Source organism: Chryseolinea sp. T2 (assembly GCF_037203685.1).
Lineage (GTDB): Bacteria > Bacteroidota > Bacteroidia > Cytophagales > Cyclobacteriaceae > Chryseolinea.
Window position 1 is genome coordinate 323,279 of record NZ_JBBCAU010000010.1, and the last position, 21,338, is coordinate 344,616.

Here is a 21,338-nt window from a genome sequence, read left to right on the forward strand (position 1 = left end):
ACTATTCAACCCTGTTGCCTTCAGCGATACAAGGCGTCCAGTAACTATTTGAAGTAAGATTATGAAGCACAAGAATAAAAGCCGTCGCGATTTTTTGTCAAAGATAACTGTCGGCGCGGGTATACTGCCTTTGACACTGTTGGATGAGAACCCGACAGTCCAGGTAGCTAAAAAGAAAGTTGTATGTGTAGGAGGGCACCCCGATGATCCCGAAAGCGGCTGCGGTGGCACTTTGGCCAAACTCGCTAAGCAGGGCTATGATGTAACTATAGTTTATCTCACCACAGGCGAGGCCGGAATTGCGGGTAAGAGTCATGCCGAGGCAGCCGCCGTTCGTAAAGCTGAAGCCATCAAGGGCAGCAAGGTGCTGAATGCAAAACCGGTATTCGCCGGACAAATTGACGGCGACACTGTGGTCAACAATGAGTGGATCCGAAAGCTTCACGATATCATCTCCGCTGAAAAGCCAGACATTGTATTTACGCACTGGCCGATCGACTCGCACAAGGATCATCAGGCAGCATCGCTGCTAACCATACAGGCCTGGATGAATTCCGGGAAATCGTTTCAGCTGTTTTTCTTTGAAGTGCTAACGGGAATTCAAACGGCTGTGTTTAGTCCGACAGACTATGTTGATATTTCTGATACGCAGGAACAGAAGAGGCAATCTGTGTACTGCCACACCAGTCAAAATCCCGATGCGATTTATTCGGAAGGTCATGCGGAAATGGAAGCTACCCGGGGGAAGGAGATTGGATCAAGAGCTGCCGAGGGTTTTATAAGAGCGAACGGTAAGGGTGGGACGATGATGGGATTCTAGAGTTTGTTGAGTGGTTGAACTCAGATAATGCGGGAGTTTAACCGCAAAATGTAAAACTCTAAATGTAAAATGTAAAATGTAAAGGTTAACCCATTGGTTGATATGAACAATGCCAATAAAGTTTCATTACGTGATGATGATGTACTAAATCAGCTGATCGTTAGCAACAACGTAACTTAACGGGATGAAAGCTTTTGTGCGGAAGCTAATCCAATTGACGCAGAGACTACGGCGCAATTTCAGATATTGAGAATTCTTGAAAAATGGCCGGGTACGACGTGCTCATTAGATTGTTATAGTGTACACCGGCAATTAAAGATGTTTGTGAGCGCGTGTGGTTGTGCAGGGGATTGATGGCCATGTTTGTCCCGCCATAAGAAACTCTACGGGTACCAGTTCTTATAAATCCTGATAAATGCTATATTCATACTCCACAGAAAACATTATACCGTTGTCCAATATGAAAATCGCGATCCGGGTTCAGCTAATCCTCGTAATCTTGTTGGCCTCTGTCGGTGAGCTAATGGCTCAAAAGGACCACGTTTTTTTGCAGCACGCTCACACATTTCCCAAAGAAGCGATCTGGTGGGACAGTGTTTACTTATATCCCGAATTCAGACCCGGGTTTATAACTTATTTCACTGGTTTTACACCGGAGCGGGATCTCCGGCTTAACTACAATCTTTATTTCGGCCAGATCGATATCATCGATGATCACAATGACACCGTTCAGATTTCACCTTCGAAAACGTTTAAGTCCGTGTCGATTGGTGGCGATGTATTTCTATACGATGCTAAAGAGGGATATCTGCGTGTAATGATCACCGGTGATGTCACGCTCGCCCTCCGTACGTTCTTCCACCTGTCTGAAATCAAATATGGTGGTTTAGGTCCGAAAGAAGATATGGTGGACGTGCGCGGCAGGCCATCCAGCTATGACCGTTATTTCATTAAGGCGTCAATATTCTTTTTCGTTGATAAAGCCGGATCGATCTTTCCGGCTTCACGGGTAGTATTGAAAAAGTTCTTTCCTGAATATAAACATGCTATCCAGGAGTTCTCCAAAAAACATAACACCGATTTCACTGAGGCGGACGACCTGAGACAGATAACGGAGTTCTGTAACGGGCTGCGTCGCATTCCCACTGACAATGCGAAGGGCATGATCGTTCGCGCCAATGAGCGTATAAGCCACACGTTGCGCGACAGCATGTATAGGTTTTCGGAATTTCAGGAAGGCGTGATTTTCTACCAGGATGGTCGCCGCAGACAGTATTCCTCCCTGAATTATAACCTCTTCAATGCAAGGCTGGAGACAATTGAGAATGGCGATACCGTTGGAATTAACACCAATCAGTTTGTCACTACGGTAAACATCGATGGCACGACCTACTTCAGAAGGCCGGAGGGTTTTGTTGAAATACTGTTAAGTGGTCCGGTGAATCTCGGAGTCGTCCGGAAGCTTGTGATGTCACATTCACAGGCCGTGGTGGCATCGTCGAAGTATGGACCCGGTACGACATATGACGAGGACCTGGCGAGCATTGATCAGGCAAGGGTGGACAGGATGTTCACCCGGAAAAACGAATACTTCCTGATGGACGGCAGTGGAACAATGTATCCTCCATCTGTCACATCGATGCGACGTTTGTATCCATCGGCAGGGGCGAAGATTGATGAATATATAAAGGAACATAAGCCTGATTTTGGAAATGAAAAGGCGATGATGGAGATGGTGAGCTACTTTGCGGGGAAGGCGGGGAAGTAGAGGCGGAATTAAGAATTAAGAGTTAAGAATTAGCGATCACGACCTGCGGTTGTGGCCGGATGTATGCTCTAGCCAAACATGTATGACTTGCGTAGTTTACATAAGGGATGCCAGAACCTTAAAACTGTAATCGACCCTTATGTATTGGATAATCGGACTGCCATGTCAGAAATTGTCATAAAACAAGGCCCACTCAAAACTTGTAGGCAGCCGAAAGCCTCCAGTTCGTTCCAGGAAGGGCTATGTAATCGTATTCACCCTTGGTGCCCTGATTATAATCGAAGCCCCCGTAGAAGTTAAACTCATCAGTAATGTTGTCGATATTAAGACCGAGATCAAGGTTCCCTGTGCTATAAGATAGGGCAGCATTCAGGCTCTTGTAGTCAAATAATACCTCGGGATCTTCAGTGTTCTTTTTTGTTGTCCAGCCATGTTGATCTATGTAATACTGACCGCCGACGGCGAATCCGAGGCCATTGAGGAGCCCTGACGATAGTTTATATTTTGCCCAAACATTGATGGTATGAACAGGAGCCTGTCCTTTGCTACCTACGACGGTTGGGTCTGTGTCTTTGGTTACTTTAACGTTGGTATACGCATAGTTTGCTATCACACTGAGGTTCTTGTTCACCGAGCCGGTCACGTCTACTTCAACGCCTTTGCTTTTGATTTGCCCACGCTGAATGCTGAAGCCTACATGCTGAGGATCTGACGTCAGAACGTTGTTCTTGATTATGTTATAAATGGCTACCTGAGTGAACAAACGCTTTTTAAACCACTCGCGCTTGATACCCAGTTCAACATTATTGCCAGTCATTGGTTCGAATCGCTGGCCATCGAATGTGCGTCCGGTCTGAGGGACAAAGGCCTGGTCATACAGAAAATAAACAGAAGTGTTTTCCATAGGCTGGACGAGAATTCCGGCGCGGGGCGTAAACACATGATCATCCTCCATTGAGCTCAGATATCCATACTGATAATACGTGTATCTGCCGCCCAATGTAAGCTGCAGCCAGTCCGTTAGCTGTAAATTGTCCTGGACTGAAATAGCCTCCCAAATGGTGCGCGATGGCCAATCCCAAACAAGTGAAGATTCATCCACAAGTGTATCGATACCAACGCCCAGGCCATACTCAGGATTGTATATGTTAATAGGTAACACACCATAGACATCGGCGGTCTTCCATTTATCTTCAAACATGCCGCCGTCGAATCCGATCAGAAGTTTGTGATTTATTGAGCCCGTATTCACATCGCCATTCAAAAAGATCTGACCTGCAACTACACGGTTGTTCACGGCCATGTAGCGGTAACCCCGGGGCATCATACCATTGTCGTCGATAAGTCCTACCCACGAGCCTGCAAAGAACATGTCACCGTCTTGTTTGCCCAGCGCGTATCCCACCTGAGCAGTGGCCTTCCACGCGTCGTTGATTTTATGCTGCAGATTTATGAACGTAAATTGACTATTGAGATGCACCTGTTTCATGGCAGGATCATCGATGGCAAAAGAACGGGGAAGGAACTTTTGATCGTGCGTGGGAAGGTTCGCAAAAGTACCATTGGCTTTAGCCAGGTCAAAGTTGTACTCAAGAGTAAGAGATGTTTCCTTGTTGAACTCGTATCTCAGAGAAGGAGCAAAGCTAAATCTGTCGTTAACACCATAGTCGAGGTGCGTTCCGGAGTTTTGTCCCATGATGTTTGCCCTGTAGAACAGTTTGTTCTTGTTGCCCACAGGCCCGCCCACATCTACAGACGCACGGAAGAGTCCATAGCTTCCCATCGAAAATGCAGCTCCCGCGTGCGGCGAGGTGAGTGGCTTTTTCGTAACGACATTATACATGCCGCCCGGTTCACCCTGAGCAAGCATAAAGCCGGCGGGTCCTTTAATAAACTCCACACTTTCAACATAACTCATATCTTCCTGAAGCATGCCGTAACTCGCGGGGATAGGCATACCGTTGCGCAATTTGTTGTTATAGGCGCGGGTACCACGGATATTAAAGTCTGTGTAAATGCCAACATAAGGATAGATGGATGTAACGCCGCTAACATTCCGGGCGACATCAGTAGTAACATAAATCTGCTGATCGCGAATTACGGCGCTGGAGACGCCAATGATGCTCTGAGGAGTCTCCATGATTGACGTCGCTATGCGAAGGGAGGGAGAGGGCTCTTCAGTTTTGAATGTTGGAAGCGATGATATAACGACTTCCTGAAGTTGCTGTGCATTCTCACTCAGTACGAGCTCCACGACAGCGGTTTCGCCCGCTCGGATTTCAACAGGTTCTTCCTTTGTCTGAAGGCCGACGAATGATACCACTAGCACATATTGACCGGGTTCGATGTTGTTTATGTGAAAGGCGCCGTTCTTGTCCGTTGTAGTTCCGCGGGACGTTCCTTTGAGTCCGGTGTTTACAAATTCTGCAGGCTGACCATCGCTGGTTCTTATGGTTCCTTTTATTCCTGATATCTGCGCAAAGCATACTGTGGAGAGCATCACGAAGAATAATGTCCCGGCTATGTTGTAAAGATTTTGCATGAGGGCTATTGGTATTTGGCGGGGCAAAGATGAGCCGGTGGTGTGACTCGTCCAATACGCTGTACAAGCTACCCTGTGCGGGGTATGCGTTCCACCACCGTCGTAGAAGTTGAACGATGCCTGGTATCCATATGCAAACCCCATCGCGTGCCCAGTTCCGTACAAAAGTGTGCGGCAGGGAACACTACAGTCATTTCATAATAAGTTGGGGGGCACTATTATGGCTCGCCATAGACATCTTCAGGACAGCAGATTCCAACGCAGTAAGCCCCAAAAACGAGGAAGCCCACAACATCAAGCAGGCATGGCACATTAATTGAATCTCATGGTAGCCTTACCTAACCTCAGCATGCTCAAGAATAATCTCATCATCGCTATCCGGACGCTGCTTAAAGACAAAGTGAGCTTCGCTATCAATGCAGGCGGCCTCGCGGTGAGCTATGCCTGTGTTACATTCATCCTGATATACGTTATTCATGAATACTCGTTTGATCGCTTCCACTCGAATGCAGACAGGATCTTTCGCGTCGCTACCGACGAGTTTCTGCCCAATGGTACAACGAGCTTCCTGAGCAGTGCGCCCGGTCCGGTAGGGCCAGCGTTGCAGCGGACCTTTCCGGGAGTTGAAAATTATACGCGACTTGCCGGAGCAACGATGCTTATACAGTATGGGAAGCACAAGTTTCAGGAAGATCGTATTTACTTTTCCGATCCTTCCATTTTCGATGTGTTCGGATTCCAGCTAACGCAGGGAGATCCGGGAACAGCGTTGGTTAATCCAAATTCAATTGTGCTTACGGAAGCATCAGCGGCACGCTACTTCGGAGAAGGTGATCCAATTGGCAAGTCATTGCTTATCGATCAGCGTGTGATGTTCACCGTCACGGGTGTTGTGGCTGATCCGCCTCTGCAGTCGCATATTGGATTTGACATGTTGATTTCCATGTCGACACGCGGTGCTGATTGGTTGGAAACCTGGGATTGGTCGGCCTATACTTACATCCTTTTCTCGCCCAATACTACCGCTGAAACTATAACACAGAAGCTGAGTCAATTTGTACATGATCAGACTGGCAAGAATATGGCGCCCGACGATAAACGTGCATTCGTTCTGCAGCGTCTGCCGGACCTTCATTTGCATTCAAAACGCAATGGAGAGCCGGGCACACCGGGAAACGCGAAGGCTCTCTATGCGTTCCTGGCTGTTGCCGTTCTCATCATGACAATAGCAGCGGTAAATTTTGTAAACCTGTCGACTGCACAGTCCGTGCGACGCGCTAAAGAAGTTGGTCTTCGCAAGACGATAGGCGCAACACGGTTACAACTGGCGCGACAGTTTCTCTTCGAATCCGTTCTCGTAAGCATTTGCGCCTCGCTGCTGGCACTCGGTATTTGTCAGGCTACACTACCCTGGTTCCGTAATCTCGTAAGTGCGCCGGTCTCGCTGGACGCATTGTTCAGTACCTACGGTATAATCATATATATTCTGATCGTCGTTTCTGTCGGGCTGATCGCTGGCGTTTATCCCGCATTGGTGTTATCGGGCTACAGGCCAGCAGCTGCGCTGAAGGGACAATGGATAACTTCGCCGCGGTCCATCGCCCGCGAAGGGATGATCGTGTTCCAGTTCGCCGTCTCCATCGCGCTGTCAGTATGTACTATCGTTGTGTACAATCAGATTCACTATATGAGAAACCTCGACCTCGGATACAACAAAGACCAGGTCGTTGTAATCTCCATTGGCGATGATGATGAGGTTCAAACTCACATCAATACTGTAATGAACCAACTCAGGCTAAGTCCATTTATTGATGGAGTGAGTGCGTCGTCTCAGATTCCCGGCAGGCAACCATCAACGGTTCGCGTCGAAGTGTTAACGGAAACCGGAACAAGAACAACTGATATGGCGAGGCTATCGGTTGACTATGACTTCCTTGACTTTTATCAACTCTCACTGGTTGGCGGTCGGGGATTCGATCGCGCATTTGCCAGAGATTCACTTGAAGGGCTTGTCGTGAATGAGGCCGCTTGTCGGGCGCTTGGATTGAGTACATCTACAATAATAGGTAAGGAGTTAAATCACGGGAATCTCAAGGGCATAGTAGTCGGGGTTGTGAAAGACTTCCACTATGCGTCATTGCACACTACTCTTGAACCGCTGCTGATGCGAATGCGCCCGAAGAGCCTCGCATACATTTCACTGCGGCTGCCTGCCGGCGATGTTACCGAAGCAATGGCCGATATTGAGAGACGATGGGACGTAGCCGCGCCACACCGCCCGTTCGATTACTTCTTTCTGGATCAGCAATTCGATCTTCAGTATCGGGCGGACATCAAGTTCGGTCAAGTCTTCGCGATTGCCACACTATTGGCAATTATACTGGCAAGCCTGGGATTGTTCGGACTGGTATCATTCACCGTTATACAACGCACCAGGGAGCTTGGGATCAGAAAGGTACTCGGCGCTTCTGTCAACTCAGTTCTGTTGTTGCTTTGCAGAGAATTTTTGAAGCCAATAGCCATGGCGTTGGTGATTGCGTTTCCTTTGACCTGGTTCGTCATGGGTCGATGGCTGCAGGATTTTGCTTATCGCCGGGACATGGAATGGTGGATGTTTATTGGAGCCGCGGGGGCATCCGTACTTGTTGCGTTGATAACGGTCACGGCTAAGGCTCTTCGGGCAGCAAGGGTGAATCCGGTACAACAGCTGCAATAGGTAGCAGCCTCCATATCGCTCCTGTTTTTCTCAGGAGTACTCGTTTCAGACTAACGGGTCTGCTACTTGCCTGGGTCTGTCTTCATGCCAGGACTTCACACTTCCTTTACTAACGATTTTTGGAGTCATGGTGATTAGCATTGGATATTATGTTTTCACGGCGGTTAAGGTAGAGCGCGAATAATAACCATTACCTATCGACAATGTTGGTCAGGCCATAATGAATACATTTTCGGGCTAATTGGCGTGGAATCGGGGAATAAACAGTTTTGATCAAGAGAATTACTAATGCGTACATTATAGAATAAAGCTCTCACAACAAATGAAATCAACAATCCGCAATGTCGCACCAGACTCAGACAAGCAAACAATTCGCCTAAAAAGATAAGTCATTTATTATCGAACGATTTGCAACGTTAGATTCTGATTTGTGTTATTATAGTATGTAATTGGACACTGGCCGGGAACGAACTTTCCTTCCAAATCTGTACGCCTTTACGGCTATGGAGGGTTTATGGGCGCGAATACTGGCTCTGAATACTGACGTGATGGCGTCAGATCCGATTGTCAGCATGAGGAGTCAGTTTTCAGATCGGCCATATGGAGAACTTTGAGATTCTAATAGCTGGACTAACTGTATTGATCGCTTTGCTTGCGATTGCAGAGCGGTTTAAACTGCCTCAATCTGTTTTGCTCGTACTGAGTGGTTTAGGGATCGCATTCATTCCGGCTATGCCTGAAGTTAAGCTCAGCCCTGATGTAGTCTTCTTTATTTTCTTGCCGCCTATCTTGTACAATGCAGCATCGAATACATCGTGGAAGGATTTCAAATCAGAGGCAGCACCCATTTCAATACTGGCCATTGCGCTAGTTTTTTTTACAACAGTGACCGTTGGCATAGTCACACATTTACTGATTCCGGGTTTTTCGTGGCCATTGGCATTTTTGCTGGGAGCAATTGTTTCACCTCCGGATGCAGTTGCAACTACGAGCATTACAAAAGGATTGGGACTAAACCGAAGGGTGACTACTATCCTGGAAGGTGAGAGCCTGGTAAACGATGCATCTGCGTTGATCGCCTATCGGTTTTCGATAGCTGCCATTGGCACCGGCAGCTTTATCTTCTGGCAGGCTGGTCTTGACTTTCTTATTGTCGGTCTTGGCGGCATTGTTCTAGGCCTGGTGATGGGCGTCATTGTTATTTACATTCAGAGGAAGGTTGTGAATAATTCGATCATCAACACCTCGATGACTTTAATCACGCCATTTATTGTATACCTGGTAGCTGAACGAATACACACTTCGGGAGTACTCGCAGTGGTCACCACCGGCTTAATGATGTCACGGAGCGCGTCCGAACTATATTCCTATCAGACGCGCATTCGAAATAAGGCGGTTTGGGATACACTCATTTTTTTGCTGAATGGTTTTATATTTATTCTCATAGGGCTACAACTCAGAGGTATCGTTGATGACATTTCCATATATAGCATCAGGCAAATGGTCCTTTATGGATCACTTGTTAGCATCGTGACTATTGTAGTGCGAATTCTATGGGTATTTTCAGCTGCTTTGTTGCCAGTTTCCAGAAATTCCCGGGGAAAAGGAAATGACGCTAGCACATGGAAGAACGTAACGATCGTCGCTTGGACAGGAACACGGGGTATAGTATCTCTGGCGACCGCGCTGGCGATTCCCCTGGTGGTGACAGATGGCAGTGTGTTTCCGCACCGTTCTCTCATTTTGTTTCTTGCGTTTGTGGTGATCTTTGTTACGCTTGTTGTCCAGGGGCTATCTTTACCTATTCTCATCAAGCTTTTGCGTATAAAGAGGAATGATAACCAGCAGGAAGAGCAGGACCTCCGGTTGTTAATGGCCACCAGAGTGGTACATTTTATCGAAACCGGTTTTCCGTATCAGATTAACGACGATGTGAAAGCGCAATTGAAAAGCAGATTTATGCACCTGATAAAAGCGTTCTCGAATAATAGGAACGTTCAGCCCTCCCAGGAGCAACCGCCTGAAATTTCTGAGTTTTTGAGAGCGCAACCGGAGATACAAAATTACGAAAGGCAGCTGTTGATCCAATTGAACAAAGATGGCGTCTTCAGTCAGGATATAATCAGACGCCTCGAGCAAGAGCTGGATCTTGCAGAACTTCAGCTGAAACGAATTACTCAATTGAAGAAAGCAAGGAGAGGAGCTGGTTTTTCAGGATAATGTAGATATGAAACGGTGCTGGCTTTTCGAAGCTGTCGATTGCGAGTTAGAAGGAATGAAACTGAGTTAGCATAGGCCAGCGTCGTTCACGGCGCCACGCTTGTCCTGGTGCGTCTACTCCTCTAATCGTTGTTCAAGTTTCATGTCACCCATCACTCGCACGATCTGTACGCTTATAAGCGCAGCGAAGAAGCACCATAGCGAGACAACGTTAGGCCTGGATGCAAGCCAGGTTATCATAAGCGCTAAAAGGTTGAAGCTCGCCAGAAGCAACACTGACCTGCGGCTTGATACGAATGGTGGTACGATTGTAGTAAGGAAATAAAAAACATTTAGGATCACACCCATAGGTGAATCAATAGCATCGAGTTGGTAATGAATGTGATGGCCTGTAATCGATACATCGGGCGAATGAAAGAAGAGTCGGAACGCCTGCAATGGGGCTACAATGAAACTGCAGAAACATAGTATTTTAAGCGCAGCCCGCAGCCGTGCCTTGGGTTCGATTTTCAGTATCGCGAGCGGTACCCAGACAGGCCAGGCAACCTGAGCGAAGAAAAGGAAAACAGTGACGGGTATATTACGGGACATCCTGTACTCTTCGTGAGCGAAGGTTATCCAAACCCAACCTTCCATAATCTGCTGTAGCGCAAATATTAATGGAATCACGGCGAACATGATTTGCCGCGCATTCGTGATTCTTTTTACGGATACGATGCCGGCAGCAGCCACAGCTGCTCCAGCACCAAAACTCGCAGTTGCTGAAAAACACATATATGTTGCGTTAACGGTCCAAAAATAAAATGAACTACTGCTTGCATGCATTAGCAACGACAGGATCAAAACAAGTCGTCTGTTTCATCCCACTGTACTAGCCTTAAGCATAAAATCGACATTCAAGTGAGTAAAGAATGGGAAACGCTTGCAATACACACATTCATTGAAAGGCACTAAAGCGAAAGTTACCGAAACGCATTGGAACAGGTGTTGCAGATATTCTCAAAGACTTACAAGTTTCACAGAAGCCCGGTGCGGCTGAAGGTATATGCTTGTTTATCGTGCCCCGTGCTGACAGAGCATGGATATATTGCCGACAAAAAAGGATGAAGGCATGTTTCTCCTTGTTGATTTGATCATTGAAAACCTGTGATTTATGTAAGACTTTTTGAAAAGTATATAAGGCAATACACCTTAGTCCAATCATGAGGACGAATTCGACGTCAATGTTGGTTTTTTGGGCGCACGACTGGTAATGGAAAACTAAATAGTACAATCATAGCCAACGTGGAATTTATCGCTAACATCTTGGGTTATACTCTTATATAAGAGAGCGCCTGCTCGTAATTCTACATTTAACTCTTAACTTTGAAATCCTCTCCAACTTTTTCCCGATCCAACCTAGACTTTTCATCAACTTTGAATAGCCGGGTTGGCGCCTATTTCAAGTCGAATAACATCTTACGTACTGGCAATACCGAAATGTTCGTTAAGACCTTTGCCATGTTATTGCTTTATTTTGTTCCATACGGGGTTATCTTATTCGGATTGGTCACCGGTCCTGTAATGCTGCTGATGATGGTTGTTCTTATGAGTTTCGGCCTGGGTGGCATTGGATTATCCGTGATGCACGATGCAAACCACGGTGCATATTCGAAGCGGAAGTGGCTAAATTCACTGGTCGGCTACTCCATCAACCTAATTGGAGCAAATGCTTTCAACTGGAAAATGCAACATAATGTGCTTCATCACACCTATACAAATGTAGATGGTGAAGATGAAGACATCATCTCCCGTGGCGTTCTGCGACTTACACCGCATACAAAGTGGAAATTCATTTATAGGTTTCAGCATATCTATGCATGGTTCCTTTACGGACTGATGACACTGTCTTGGATGTTCGCCAAGGACTTTGCGCGCATAGTAAAATATCATAACAATGGGCTGGCTAAAAAACAGAAGGCATCTATCGTTAAGGAGTGGATCATCCTTGTCGGAACTAAGTTGTTGTATGTGACCTACATCTTCGTTCTTCCCCTGATTTTTACGTCGTTGCCCTGGTGGCAGATACTAATAGGTATTTTTATCATGCATTTTATCGCCGGCTTCATGTTATCGATTATTTTTCAGCCGGCGCACATCAATGAAGACGCAGAATTTCCTGTACCCGACGATTCAAGAATGCTGCCGAATAATTGGGCGATCCATCAGCTGCTCACAACAACGAACTTTGGCCATAATCACGGGATTTTCTCCTGGTATATCGGCGGACTCAACTTTCAAATCGAGCATCATCTGTTTCCCTCCATCTGTCATGTGCATTACAGAAGGATCGCCTCCATAGTGAGATCAACGGCTCAGGAATTCAATCTGCCATATCACTCAACGAAGACGTTCTTTGGCGCATTAAAAGGTCACGGCCGGATTCTGAAGAAACTCGGATTTAAGCCAGCGTCGTATGCGCCCTCAACGCAGCCGGACTGACAATCTGCATCAGTGGGTCAAACCAACTTCAGACCTCGACGGTTTCATTTCAGGTGTCGATTCTTCGTATTATGTAAGCAATTCAGTTAGAAAGCTTGGACTACGCCGCGCGCAGTGAGAACACCTGCAGCGGTTATTCAAGCGACGAAGTGGGGGAGATAGGGTGCAACTTAGCCTTACTGAAGAGAAAGCTCCCTTTCATAGAAGGCCAGTGTAGCCGGCTCGTCGCTGTTGAGGGGACGGCAGTAATAGATTCTTTGCTTATAATCCGACACAACCAACCGGAGTGCCGGATTCACTTTGACGTACACCTGACTGTTCACCGGATAAAGATTGTCGTCGTTCTTGTTTGCTTTCATCGTTGTAATTGTTAGAGGCCAGTAATAGATCGTAAATGTGCGTCGTTAGTATTTCCAAAAAGCCTTGCAAACGCCATCCTGGATTGACAGGTTAGCGCCCGCCTCAGGAACACATAGACACTATCGATAATTGACTGAAGGGATATGCAAATGATAGTAAGCCGGAATTTGCTCATAAGCATTTTATAAAAGTGTTTCGTCCGGAGGTGCAGGAAAATATTGTTGAATTGTCGCCCTGATCCACACCATTATCGGGGAGGCCTTCGCCGTGCTGACGGCCTTGCCGGACCACTTTTGTTGCACACCAGGCGTCAGTTTCTGGGTGTGTCTCAATGCAGTATCCGATCCGTAGTAGCGCTGCCACTGAAGTGTTTGTGCATAAGACGCAGCGGATACCACCCATTTGTGCGTCAGGTTCGACTTGCAGGTCGATAACTGACCTCGAATACACGTTTCCAGGTCTGCAATGAACAGCTTGTTGGCGCGTCGTTGCTGAAAGAGCCGTTCAGTCTGATACGTTTTCATCGATCCGGAGGTGATCAGTCGCACCAGCAGTTCATTGCCATCGAGCCACTCTGTTTTCAGGGAATGGTCCCGTAAGAACGAAATAAGCATCTCTGGTTTGTAATCGCCAGGTATTTCAGCGACCTGGTGAGCCATTACTTTTATTTCTCCAAAGGCCTCCGGATGTTCGAGAGCCGAGAAATAGTTGCTTTCTTTTTTTATACTCAAGGTATTCATGATATATGTTGCGTTTAGGTGCTCACTACATCTCGTATGCGCCATGCAGGCGGTGAGCTTTGCCCTTCCTGATAAGACGGGTCACCTCGTTCCTGCTCTTCATAAGTCGTGAGGCAAGCCTGGTGAGCAGTTCGTCCTCTTTACCAGCCTCATATTTCAGATCTTCTGTGGTGAGCTGTGGGAATTTTGCGCGAAGCCTTTTTGCTTGCCAATCCCAATTACCGCTGATCAACAGCGATTCACCACTCATATTTATATTTTCCATAATGTCTTGTTGATTAGTCACGTAAGAACGCAATCTTACGCCGGTTATTTGTTACACGCGAGCGGCTGAATGTTGCACTTTTCCCACGTTTACCCTATGCGTGGATTGAAGGAGAACCGGTCAGTCGGAGAAACGATATCCGGCAGCTGAAAAAGCTATTTATAGAAATTACATATCCTCCAGGTGCTCGATGCGCTTTTTCCTCAGCTTCTTGAAGAACGAAGGCGAGATGCCTGTGATTTTCTTGAATTGATTTGAAAGATGGGCCACGCTGCTATAATGGAGCTTGTACGATATCTCGGTAAGATTCAATTCGTCGTACAATAGCAGTTCCTTCACACGCTCGATCTTATTGATAATGATGAACTGCTGGATCGTAATCCCTTTCACTTCAGCGAAGACATTCGAAAGGTAGGTGTAGTCGTAATTGAGTTTCTGACTGATGTAGTCGGAATAGTTGACCTTTGGCAGTTCATCGGAATAATGTACCATCTCGACAATTACGTTCTTTATTTTTTCGATGAGGATGCCCCTTTTGTCATCCAGCAACGCCAATCCAGATCTCAGGAGATTTGTCCTCAGCTGTTCGCGTTGTTCGTCTGTAATGTCGTGTTGCATTTCAACCACGCCCAGATCAATTCCCAGATATGGCAGTCCCAGTTTTTGAAGCTCCTCCTGCACCATCATTTTGCATCGAAGGCTCACCATGTACTTTATGTATAGTTTCATACTACCATTTTTCGATTTTGATCAATTTAGTGCATGATATGGTGTATCGTGGACCGGCTGATATCAGTGATTGTTGCAAGTTATCCGAAATACAATGTAACGCTTCCCCTATGGAAATGACGACCTTTATGATGTGGCAATGTAGCATCGACGAGGCTTGGTACTGTATCACGGAAGCAATCATGTGGCACGGAACAGGTATCACCAAAGCGCCGCCTTTCCGGGGCACAGATGCTTTCAATTGCAATACCATATTTTAACAAAACAATTATGACTTTTAGAACAATCTTTTCGATGCTCACCGTTATGGCAGCATGCCTGATCACTTTCCAGTTATTTGCCCAGGCAGAGCCTGCCATGAGCAAGGTCGAATATGATCGTTTGGACAGCCTGTTCGCAGGTTACAAGCAAGACCAGATTCAAACACAGAAGACCGATGATGCCGAAGCCATTAGCGACGTGAAATCAGCGCGAAATGAAACTAAAGCCAAGGCAAAAGATGCAGAACGGGTAAGCGACGAAGCTCAGAACGCTGCAAAGAAGTCACGGAATGCATTGAAAACAGAAAAGAAAGCTCAAAAGTTGCAGAAGCAGGCAGACAAGCAGGCGGAAAAAGCAAAGGTTGCGATACAAAAGTCCGATCTGAATTGAGACGTTTTGCTCACAAGCTTCATCGGCAGCCGTTCACTCTCCGTGACGACGTTGGTTGCAAAATGATAAGTCATTTATTATCGAATGATTTGCAACGTTAAATTCTGGTTGGTGTTCTTATAGAAGATTGGATCTTTCATTGCATCCAAAGAAAGCCCATCGATTCGGTTAAAATCGTTGTATGCAGACGCGCTGTCGATTGATTTGCGCCGTCAGCTTGCGTTCATTTTAGATGAAAGCAGAGGCTCACGCAAACAATATCCGGATTTCGGACAAAGATCACTGGCCTGGAACAAACTCCGAAGGTGCCTTCACTCGGAGCTGGTTCATCAGCGTCGGATTTCGAGTTGTCGATTAAGAGTCAGGCAACATGAAACGGATTTAACAAAACGGATTTAATAATCAGAAGCGCAAAGTAAACAGAGCACATGGAAGAAATAAGGAATCCAGAACAATTATGGACGATGCAGAAATCTAAACTGCGGCTCGCATTTCCTCAGCTGCATGATAAAGACTTCTGTTACGATAACTGCAGAAGGGACGTCATGTTGGAACTCCTTCAGTCCAAACTTGCCAAGTCCAGAGAAGAGCTGAACCTTGTACTATTTGGGTTGTAGTGTAATAAGCCGAATGAATGAATAGATTGTTACCGACGACGTGTTCGCAGCGGAGACGAAGCAGAGCCTGATTGTTTTTGGAAGACGGCTGGAGGCCGACCGTGAGAAGCAACTGACCGTGTCTGTTCGTATGCGATCCGCACTCCAAGCTGCAAAATGCTGACCAGTGGCAGGAGTAAATTTTGGTGAGGCCGAATCGTTGCCATGTGACCTTTTCCCTGGTCACGAATTGGATCTCCGTAAGGAACAGATCCGGCAGATCCGTCATCGCCCATTTCCTCATCGTCCGTTTCATAGGCGACAGGCGACTCTTCTGTAACGACCAGATGAGACCTCAAAATCTCAACAGCAAAAAAGATCGGCCCTTTGAGCTCTTCTCTGTCGCTCAATACATCCCACACGATCGTGTTCGATGATCCGCATGATACATGTTCAATGTCGCCGCTGAGTCCGCTTTTTATTTCCGTCAGATCGCCATTCTGACCCAACAGCAACCTGACATCGTAGTCTTCATTCCCGGAACAATTCCTGATGTTGTAGGTTATATTCACTTTCGATCCTTCAACGCTGAAATCTACCTGACTGATTTCCTGTGCAACGGAAAGGGAAGGAGAGAGGCACAATGCCACTATGGTTAAAGAGATCAACTTCAGAAAGGAAATGTGGTTACGCCCGTAGCTCATAATCAAGTCAACACCTGAGTACTAATTTAACGAATGTGTTGATATAATGCCAAAGGGAAAAGTGCTAAATGGAACTTCCGGGTGGCTGAGGCTTTTCCTTCTGAAAGGGATCACAACCATTTGCGTTCAAAACCGTATGCACTAAAATCTTGACATGCTTCCAGGAAGCATAACGCTAAACTTATCCCCGGACCAATGCGTGTCGTACAGTTCCTGCAGGAGCCATTTCCGTACTACCTGGATTCAGATCGCAAAAATTTCTGGTTTTCAGCTGGCCTGGCGGCATTCGTTACTCTCAACCTTACCCTGTTCCTGCCCATGGAATGGATTCACATTCAAAAGTGGATCATCACAGGAATCATCATTTTTGTCGTGCTCTATGGGCATATTGTCTGGTTGCCTAAGGTCCTTCCGAAGCTTATGGCACCCGAATCGTGGACCGTTGGGAAGTACATGCTAGCGACATTCGTGCAGCTCCTGCTCATCGGTTGGATCGCCTCAGTGGTTCTTTTCAGTCTTAACCTCTACCCGGGCCTGTCATTCAGGATTGTAGTCATCTACTATTTCTTTAACATGGCTTTGTATGGCGGCATTTCGATTATCGTCTTCACGTTTGTGATTCGTACGGTGATGTTAAAGAACAACCTGCGGCAGGCGATGAAGGCTAATGAGGAGCTGCGCCGTTCGTTAAGTACTGCGATACCGGAACCTCAGCACGCAACGCCGGTGGTTACCATTCAGTCCGACACGAGTGAGACCCTCACCATTTCGACCGATCAATTGCTGTATGTGGAAGCCGATGACAATTACGCGACTTTCCATTGGATTGCCGACGGTGCGTTGCAAACAAGAATGTTGCGTGGCAACCTGAAGAATATTGAAGCACAGCTTGATAGTCCCCGTATCGTTCGTTGCCATCGGTCTTATCTGGTCAACGTGAGCGCTATTGTCCAGGTTGAGGGGAACACAAACGGCTATCGGCTGTACCTTCGTGATATTAACATCCCCGTGCCGCTTTCCCGCAGCAAAGGACCACACGTACTGCAGTTGGTGGGCCACCAACCTGCGGATCCCCGTCTCCGGCCTTCTCTCGTTCGCGCCTGAACGTCAGGCTTCGGACGCCAGTCCGTTATTCCCAACAAGATCGATTGGATTTACACACCCGGTTAAATACCGCATTCATTATGCTTTGGACTGATGATATAGGATCCGTTTGAGATGTAATCGATGCTCTGACAGACTTCACGAATCCAACGTTAGAAAACGACATGCTCACCCACATCCTGTCAATTTGCAAGGGTTATCATTCACCCCAATGCTTGTCGTTCGCCCCGGAAACCTCGCTGATCGGCCCAAAAAGGGCGTAGAACTCCCCATTTTCCGCATCGTGGTAGTCGGTCGGAACGCGTCGCCGTTTCTGTTCGCATGTTAAAAACAATCTCTATGAACCACCACCCGGGCCGCGCCATGATCATCGTGCTCATCTTGCTTATGCTCGTCGTTTTAATGAGCAGTGCCTTTGGCCAGGCACCCATCCCTTCCACACAGACGGTCCGCGGTCGGGTGACCGATGCGATAACACAGATCCCTTTGATTGGTGTTTCCGTTCGCGTCGACAGCGAGGTGCCATCGGAGGTATCCAGATCAGGCGCGGTTACCGATGAAGAGGGTAACTTCAGGATCGCCGGTGTAAGCCTTGGCCGCCACTCGGTTACCATTACTTATATCGGCTATGAGCCGGCCGTGATCCGTGATGTGATCGTGACATCGGGAAAGGAAGTTGTGTTGTCGATCGTGATGACGGAACACGTGGAAGCGCTGGAGGAAGTAGTCATTGCCTCAGACGCGCAGGAAGACCAGACGACAACGAACAACGATCTGGCTATGGTAAGCGGCCGTTCTTTTAATCCTGACGAGACTAAAAGGTACGCGGGCGCCATAGGCGACCCGTCACGCATGGCAGCTAACTATGCGGGTGTCGCCGGCGGCAATGATGCCCGGAACGACATCGTTGTACGCGGAAATTCACCCACAGGAATGCTGTGGCAAATGGAAGGCCTTAACATTCCCAACCCTAATCATTTTGGATCGCTGGTGAGCACCGGTGGACCTGTGAGCATGCTGAATCCCAACACCCTCGGTAAGTCCGACTTTCTAACGGGCGCTTTTCCCGCACAATACGGCAACGCAACGGCCGGGGTATTCGACATCCGTCTGAGAAACGGAAACAATGAACGCCGCGAACTGATGGGACAGATCGGCTTCAACGGCTTTGAATTTGGAGCCGAGGGTCCGTTTTCTTCAAAGTCAAAGGCGTCGTATGTAGTGAACTATCGATACTCCACACTTGGTGTGTTTAAAGCACTTGGCCTGAATGTCGGCACGGGCAACAATGTCCCTCTTTACCAGGACCTCAACTTCAAGTTATCGTTTCCGACTTCCAGACGCGGAACCCTTTCGGTGTTTGGACTCGGCGGAAGCAGTCGCATTGACCTGCTCGGCAGTGAAGCGGACCTTGATAGCAACGACGATCTGTATGGTAGCGAAAACGTGGACAGCCATCCGCGATACAGGACGGGTATCGCAGGCGTTGCGTATGAAGTGACGGTTTCACCGACTACATACGTTCGCGCTGTCGCGGGAATTTCCTATACCCATGAATCTATGCGAACCGATTCGCTCGTGCGCAACGATGAGCAGGACGTTGTATCTCAATATCTGCGGAATGAAGGCCGATTCGCGACCACAAAATACAGCCTGAATCTTCTTACGCGAACAAAGTTTGACCGGAAGAATAGTTTAACGTCGGGTATCATGATTGATGTTACCAATGCTGACTTTTTCCAACGCGACATCTATGCGAACGTCAACAAAGATACCACCAGGCTCAACGTTGCAGACATGTCAACGTTATACCAGTTCCATACAACCTGGAAACACCGCTTCAATTCACATTGGTCGTTTCAGGCTGGTGCTCATGGTCAGTACTTTGACCTCAACCAGCAATGGGCGCTCGAACCCAGAGCGGCCGTTCAATTTATTCCCGGGGCAGGCAAGCATATGATTTCATTGGGCTATGGCGGGCTAAATCAAACTCAGCTCCTCACGACACACTACGCTCAAACGATGTACAATGATCAGATGCTGCTCACCAATATCGACCTTAAGTTTTCAACCAGTCACCAGTTGGTGGCGTCGTACGAATGGTTCATTACTGAACGATTGCGTCTGAAGGCTGAGAGTTATTATCAGTCCTTGACGAACATCCCCGTGGAACAATCAATCTCTTCGTATGCAGCGATAAACTCCGGCATTTCTTTCGGCCCCGTGAGCAAAGATAGCCTGGTGAACAAAGGCTCTGGCCACAACTACGGACTAGAACTTACGCTCGAGCGGTTCTTCGATAAAGGATACTTCTTTCTGGTCACTTCTTCTTTGTTCAATTCAAAATACAAGGGGAGCGATGGTATCGAACGAAACACGGCCTATAATACTCAGCACGTAATAAACGTACTCGGTGGAAAGGAGTGGAGTCTCAGAAAAGGCATGTTTCTTTCTGCTAGTTTGAAAGTCACGAGTATTGGCGGGCCCTACCTCACACCCCTTAACCTTGAGGCGTCGAAGGCCATGGGATATGCTGTGTACGATGAGTCAAACGCCTATAGTGAACGGCAGCGATCCTACTTCAGGACTGATCTCAAAGTTGCGTTCAGACATGAATTGAAGAAGAGCACCATGGAGTTTTCCATCGACTTTCAAAATCTCACTAACTCGAAGAATGTTTTTGCGCAGACGTACAATCCCCGCACCAACAGCATGACCGTGTTGTACCAGCAACCGTTCTTTCCGGTGCCGTATTTCAGGATCACCTTTTAGGAGGATACCATCTTAAGAGCCATAATATCGTAAGGACATAACATCTTAATATCGTGTCACGTGCGTTACCGCGACAAAAAGAGTCTTCGGATTCTTTTTGATTATTACTTCTTAAAAATAGAAATATATCACTACATTCGTTTCCACTCAGGTGAACTATGAAAAATTATATAGGCGAATTCGAAGAGCTGGTATTGCTGACAATTGCCAGCCTTGGAGACGAAGCATATGGCGTTAGTATTAAAACCGCGATAGAAGAAAGGGCCTCCAGGGAGCTGAGCATCGGGGCACTGCATTCAACCATCACGCGACTTGAGGAAAAGGGAATGATCAAATCCTGGATGGGTGATCCTACTGCCGAAAGGGGAGGGAGAAGAAAGCGCCACTTCGAACTGACACACGCGGGGAAGGTAGCGCTTCATGAAATGAAGAAACTTCGGGACGATCTATGGAGGATTTCTAAACAGGCACTGGCCATCGGAAAATGAAGAGAGACAAAAGAACAGCACCACGCGCCTCGCATCTCAATTTCTCAGAAGGTTTGCGGGAATCGCCGTGATTGAGGACCTGGAAGGAGATCTCCATGAATTGTACTTAGATGATCGGAAGCGGTTTTCCGCCTGCCGTGCCGACTTCAGATACTGAAGAAAAGTAATCTCAATCGTTACGTCTTACTCATGGCGGAAGAGAAGGGTTACCATAGTATTGTCGTTCCCAATTGCCTGGTATAATGTGGAGCAATGGCTGTCTACGTTTCAATTCCGCATCAACATGACGGCTGGTATGTATGTGCAGGTCCTTTAGCGGTCCGTTGTTTATTTATGCAGACGCGAATGTTATAACACGTCAGCACTCGCAGGCATTAGAAAG

Annotated in this window: 16 protein-coding genes; 9 read left to right on the forward strand and 7 right to left on the reverse strand. The window is 47.2% G+C overall.

All coding sequences use genetic code 11. From position 1 onward, the window contains the following. Positions 1 to 61: 61 nt before the first annotated feature. Positions 62 to 820, forward strand: coding sequence for a PIG-L deacetylase family protein (locus WBG78_RS27645; protein WP_337329764.1), 759 nt, complete (start codon positions 62 to 64; stop codon positions 818 to 820). Positions 821 to 1,280: 460 nt separating this feature from the next. Next, positions 1,281 to 2,588 carry a hypothetical protein gene (locus WBG78_RS27650; RefSeq protein WP_337329765.1) on the forward strand — a complete coding sequence of 436 codons (1,308 nt, stop codon included), beginning with the start codon at positions 1,281 to 1,283 and terminating at the stop codon, positions 2,586 to 2,588. Positions 2,589 to 2,781: 193 nt separating this feature from the next. Here WBG78_RS27650 and WBG78_RS27655 read toward each other — a convergent pair whose 3' ends face one another. Beyond that, the gene (locus WBG78_RS27655; RefSeq protein ID WP_337329766.1) at positions 2,782 to 5,130 is read right to left on the reverse strand and encodes a TonB-dependent receptor; all 2,349 of its coding nucleotides are present in this window, start codon (positions 5,128 to 5,130) and stop codon (positions 2,782 to 2,784) included. A gap of 325 nt (positions 5,131 to 5,455) precedes the next feature. Between WBG78_RS27655 and WBG78_RS27660 the strand changes: the two genes are divergently transcribed. Both WBG78_RS27660 and WBG78_RS27665 read left to right on the forward strand, forming a co-directional pair. Then, positions 5,456 to 7,846 (forward strand): ABC transporter permease, encoded by a 2,391-nt coding sequence (locus WBG78_RS27660; RefSeq protein WP_337329767.1) that lies wholly within the window; start codon positions 5,456 to 5,458, stop codon positions 7,844 to 7,846. Between the two features lie 600 nt (positions 7,847 to 8,446). Continuing rightward, on the forward strand, positions 8,447 to 10,066 hold the full coding sequence (locus tag WBG78_RS27665) for a Na+/H+ antiporter (protein ID WP_337329768.1): 1,620 nt from the start codon (positions 8,447 to 8,449) through the stop codon (positions 10,064 to 10,066). 114 nt (positions 10,067 to 10,180) lie between these two features. On the opposite strand, the gene WBG78_RS27670 is transcribed toward WBG78_RS27665, so the two are convergent. Further along, positions 10,181 to 10,840, reverse strand: a complete 660-nt coding sequence (locus WBG78_RS27670; protein WP_337329769.1) for a DUF6629 family protein — start codon at positions 10,838 to 10,840, stop codon at positions 10,181 to 10,183. Positions 10,841 to 11,482: 642 nt separating this feature from the next. On the opposite strand from WBG78_RS27670, the gene WBG78_RS27675 reads away from it, so the two are divergent. Continuing rightward, a complete protein-coding gene (locus tag WBG78_RS27675; RefSeq protein ID WP_337329770.1) occupies positions 11,483 to 12,547 on the forward strand; it encodes a fatty acid desaturase family protein in 1,065 nt (354 codons plus the stop codon). Positions 12,548 to 12,723: 176 nt separating this feature from the next. Here WBG78_RS27675 and WBG78_RS27680 read toward each other — a convergent pair whose 3' ends face one another. The 4 genes from WBG78_RS27680 to WBG78_RS27695 form a co-directional block, all read right to left on the reverse strand. Next, a complete protein-coding gene (locus WBG78_RS27680; RefSeq protein WP_337329771.1) occupies positions 12,724 to 12,906 on the reverse strand; it encodes a hypothetical protein in 183 nt (60 codons plus the stop codon). 183 nt (positions 12,907 to 13,089) lie between these two features. Beyond that, positions 13,090 to 13,647 (reverse strand): hypothetical protein, encoded by a 558-nt coding sequence (locus tag WBG78_RS27685; RefSeq protein WP_337329772.1) that lies wholly within the window; start codon positions 13,645 to 13,647, stop codon positions 13,090 to 13,092. A gap of 25 nt (positions 13,648 to 13,672) precedes the next feature. Then, complete coding sequence (locus WBG78_RS27690; RefSeq protein ID WP_337329773.1) at positions 13,673 to 13,912, reverse strand: general stress protein CsbD; 240 nt, start codon at positions 13,910 to 13,912, stop codon at positions 13,673 to 13,675. Between the two features lie 168 nt (positions 13,913 to 14,080). Beyond that, a complete protein-coding gene (locus tag WBG78_RS27695) occupies positions 14,081 to 14,641 on the reverse strand; it encodes a helix-turn-helix domain-containing protein (RefSeq protein ID WP_337329774.1) in 561 nt (186 codons plus the stop codon). A gap of 270 nt (positions 14,642 to 14,911) precedes the next feature. On the opposite strand from WBG78_RS27695, the gene WBG78_RS27700 reads away from it, so the two are divergent. Beyond that, positions 14,912 to 15,292: a hypothetical protein gene (locus WBG78_RS27700; RefSeq protein WP_337329775.1), complete on the forward strand. Its 381-nt coding sequence runs from the start codon at positions 14,912 to 14,914 to the stop codon at positions 15,290 to 15,292. 646 nt (positions 15,293 to 15,938) lie between these two features. On the opposite strand, the gene WBG78_RS27705 is transcribed toward WBG78_RS27700, so the two are convergent. Next, entirely contained in the window at positions 15,939 to 16,592 is a 654-nt protein-coding gene (locus WBG78_RS27705; RefSeq protein ID WP_337329776.1) for a hypothetical protein, read from the reverse strand. Positions 16,593 to 16,787: 195 nt separating this feature from the next. Here WBG78_RS27705 and WBG78_RS27710 point away from each other — a divergent pair, with 195 nt between their 5' ends. The 3 genes from WBG78_RS27710 (at position 16,788) to WBG78_RS27720 (ending at position 20,956) form a co-directional block, all read left to right on the forward strand. Next, positions 16,788 to 17,696, forward strand: a complete 909-nt coding sequence (locus WBG78_RS27710) for a LytR/AlgR family response regulator transcription factor (RefSeq protein ID WP_337329777.1) — start codon at positions 16,788 to 16,790, stop codon at positions 17,694 to 17,696. Between the two features lie 339 nt (positions 17,697 to 18,035). Then, positions 18,036 to 20,468 (forward strand): TonB-dependent receptor, encoded by a 2,433-nt coding sequence (locus WBG78_RS27715; protein ID WP_337329778.1) that lies wholly within the window; start codon positions 18,036 to 18,038, stop codon positions 20,466 to 20,468. A 158-nt stretch (positions 20,469 to 20,626) separates the two neighbouring features. Continuing rightward, entirely contained in the window at positions 20,627 to 20,956 is a 330-nt protein-coding gene (locus tag WBG78_RS27720) for a PadR family transcriptional regulator (protein WP_337329779.1), read from the forward strand. Positions 20,957 to 21,338: the final 382 nt, after the last annotated feature.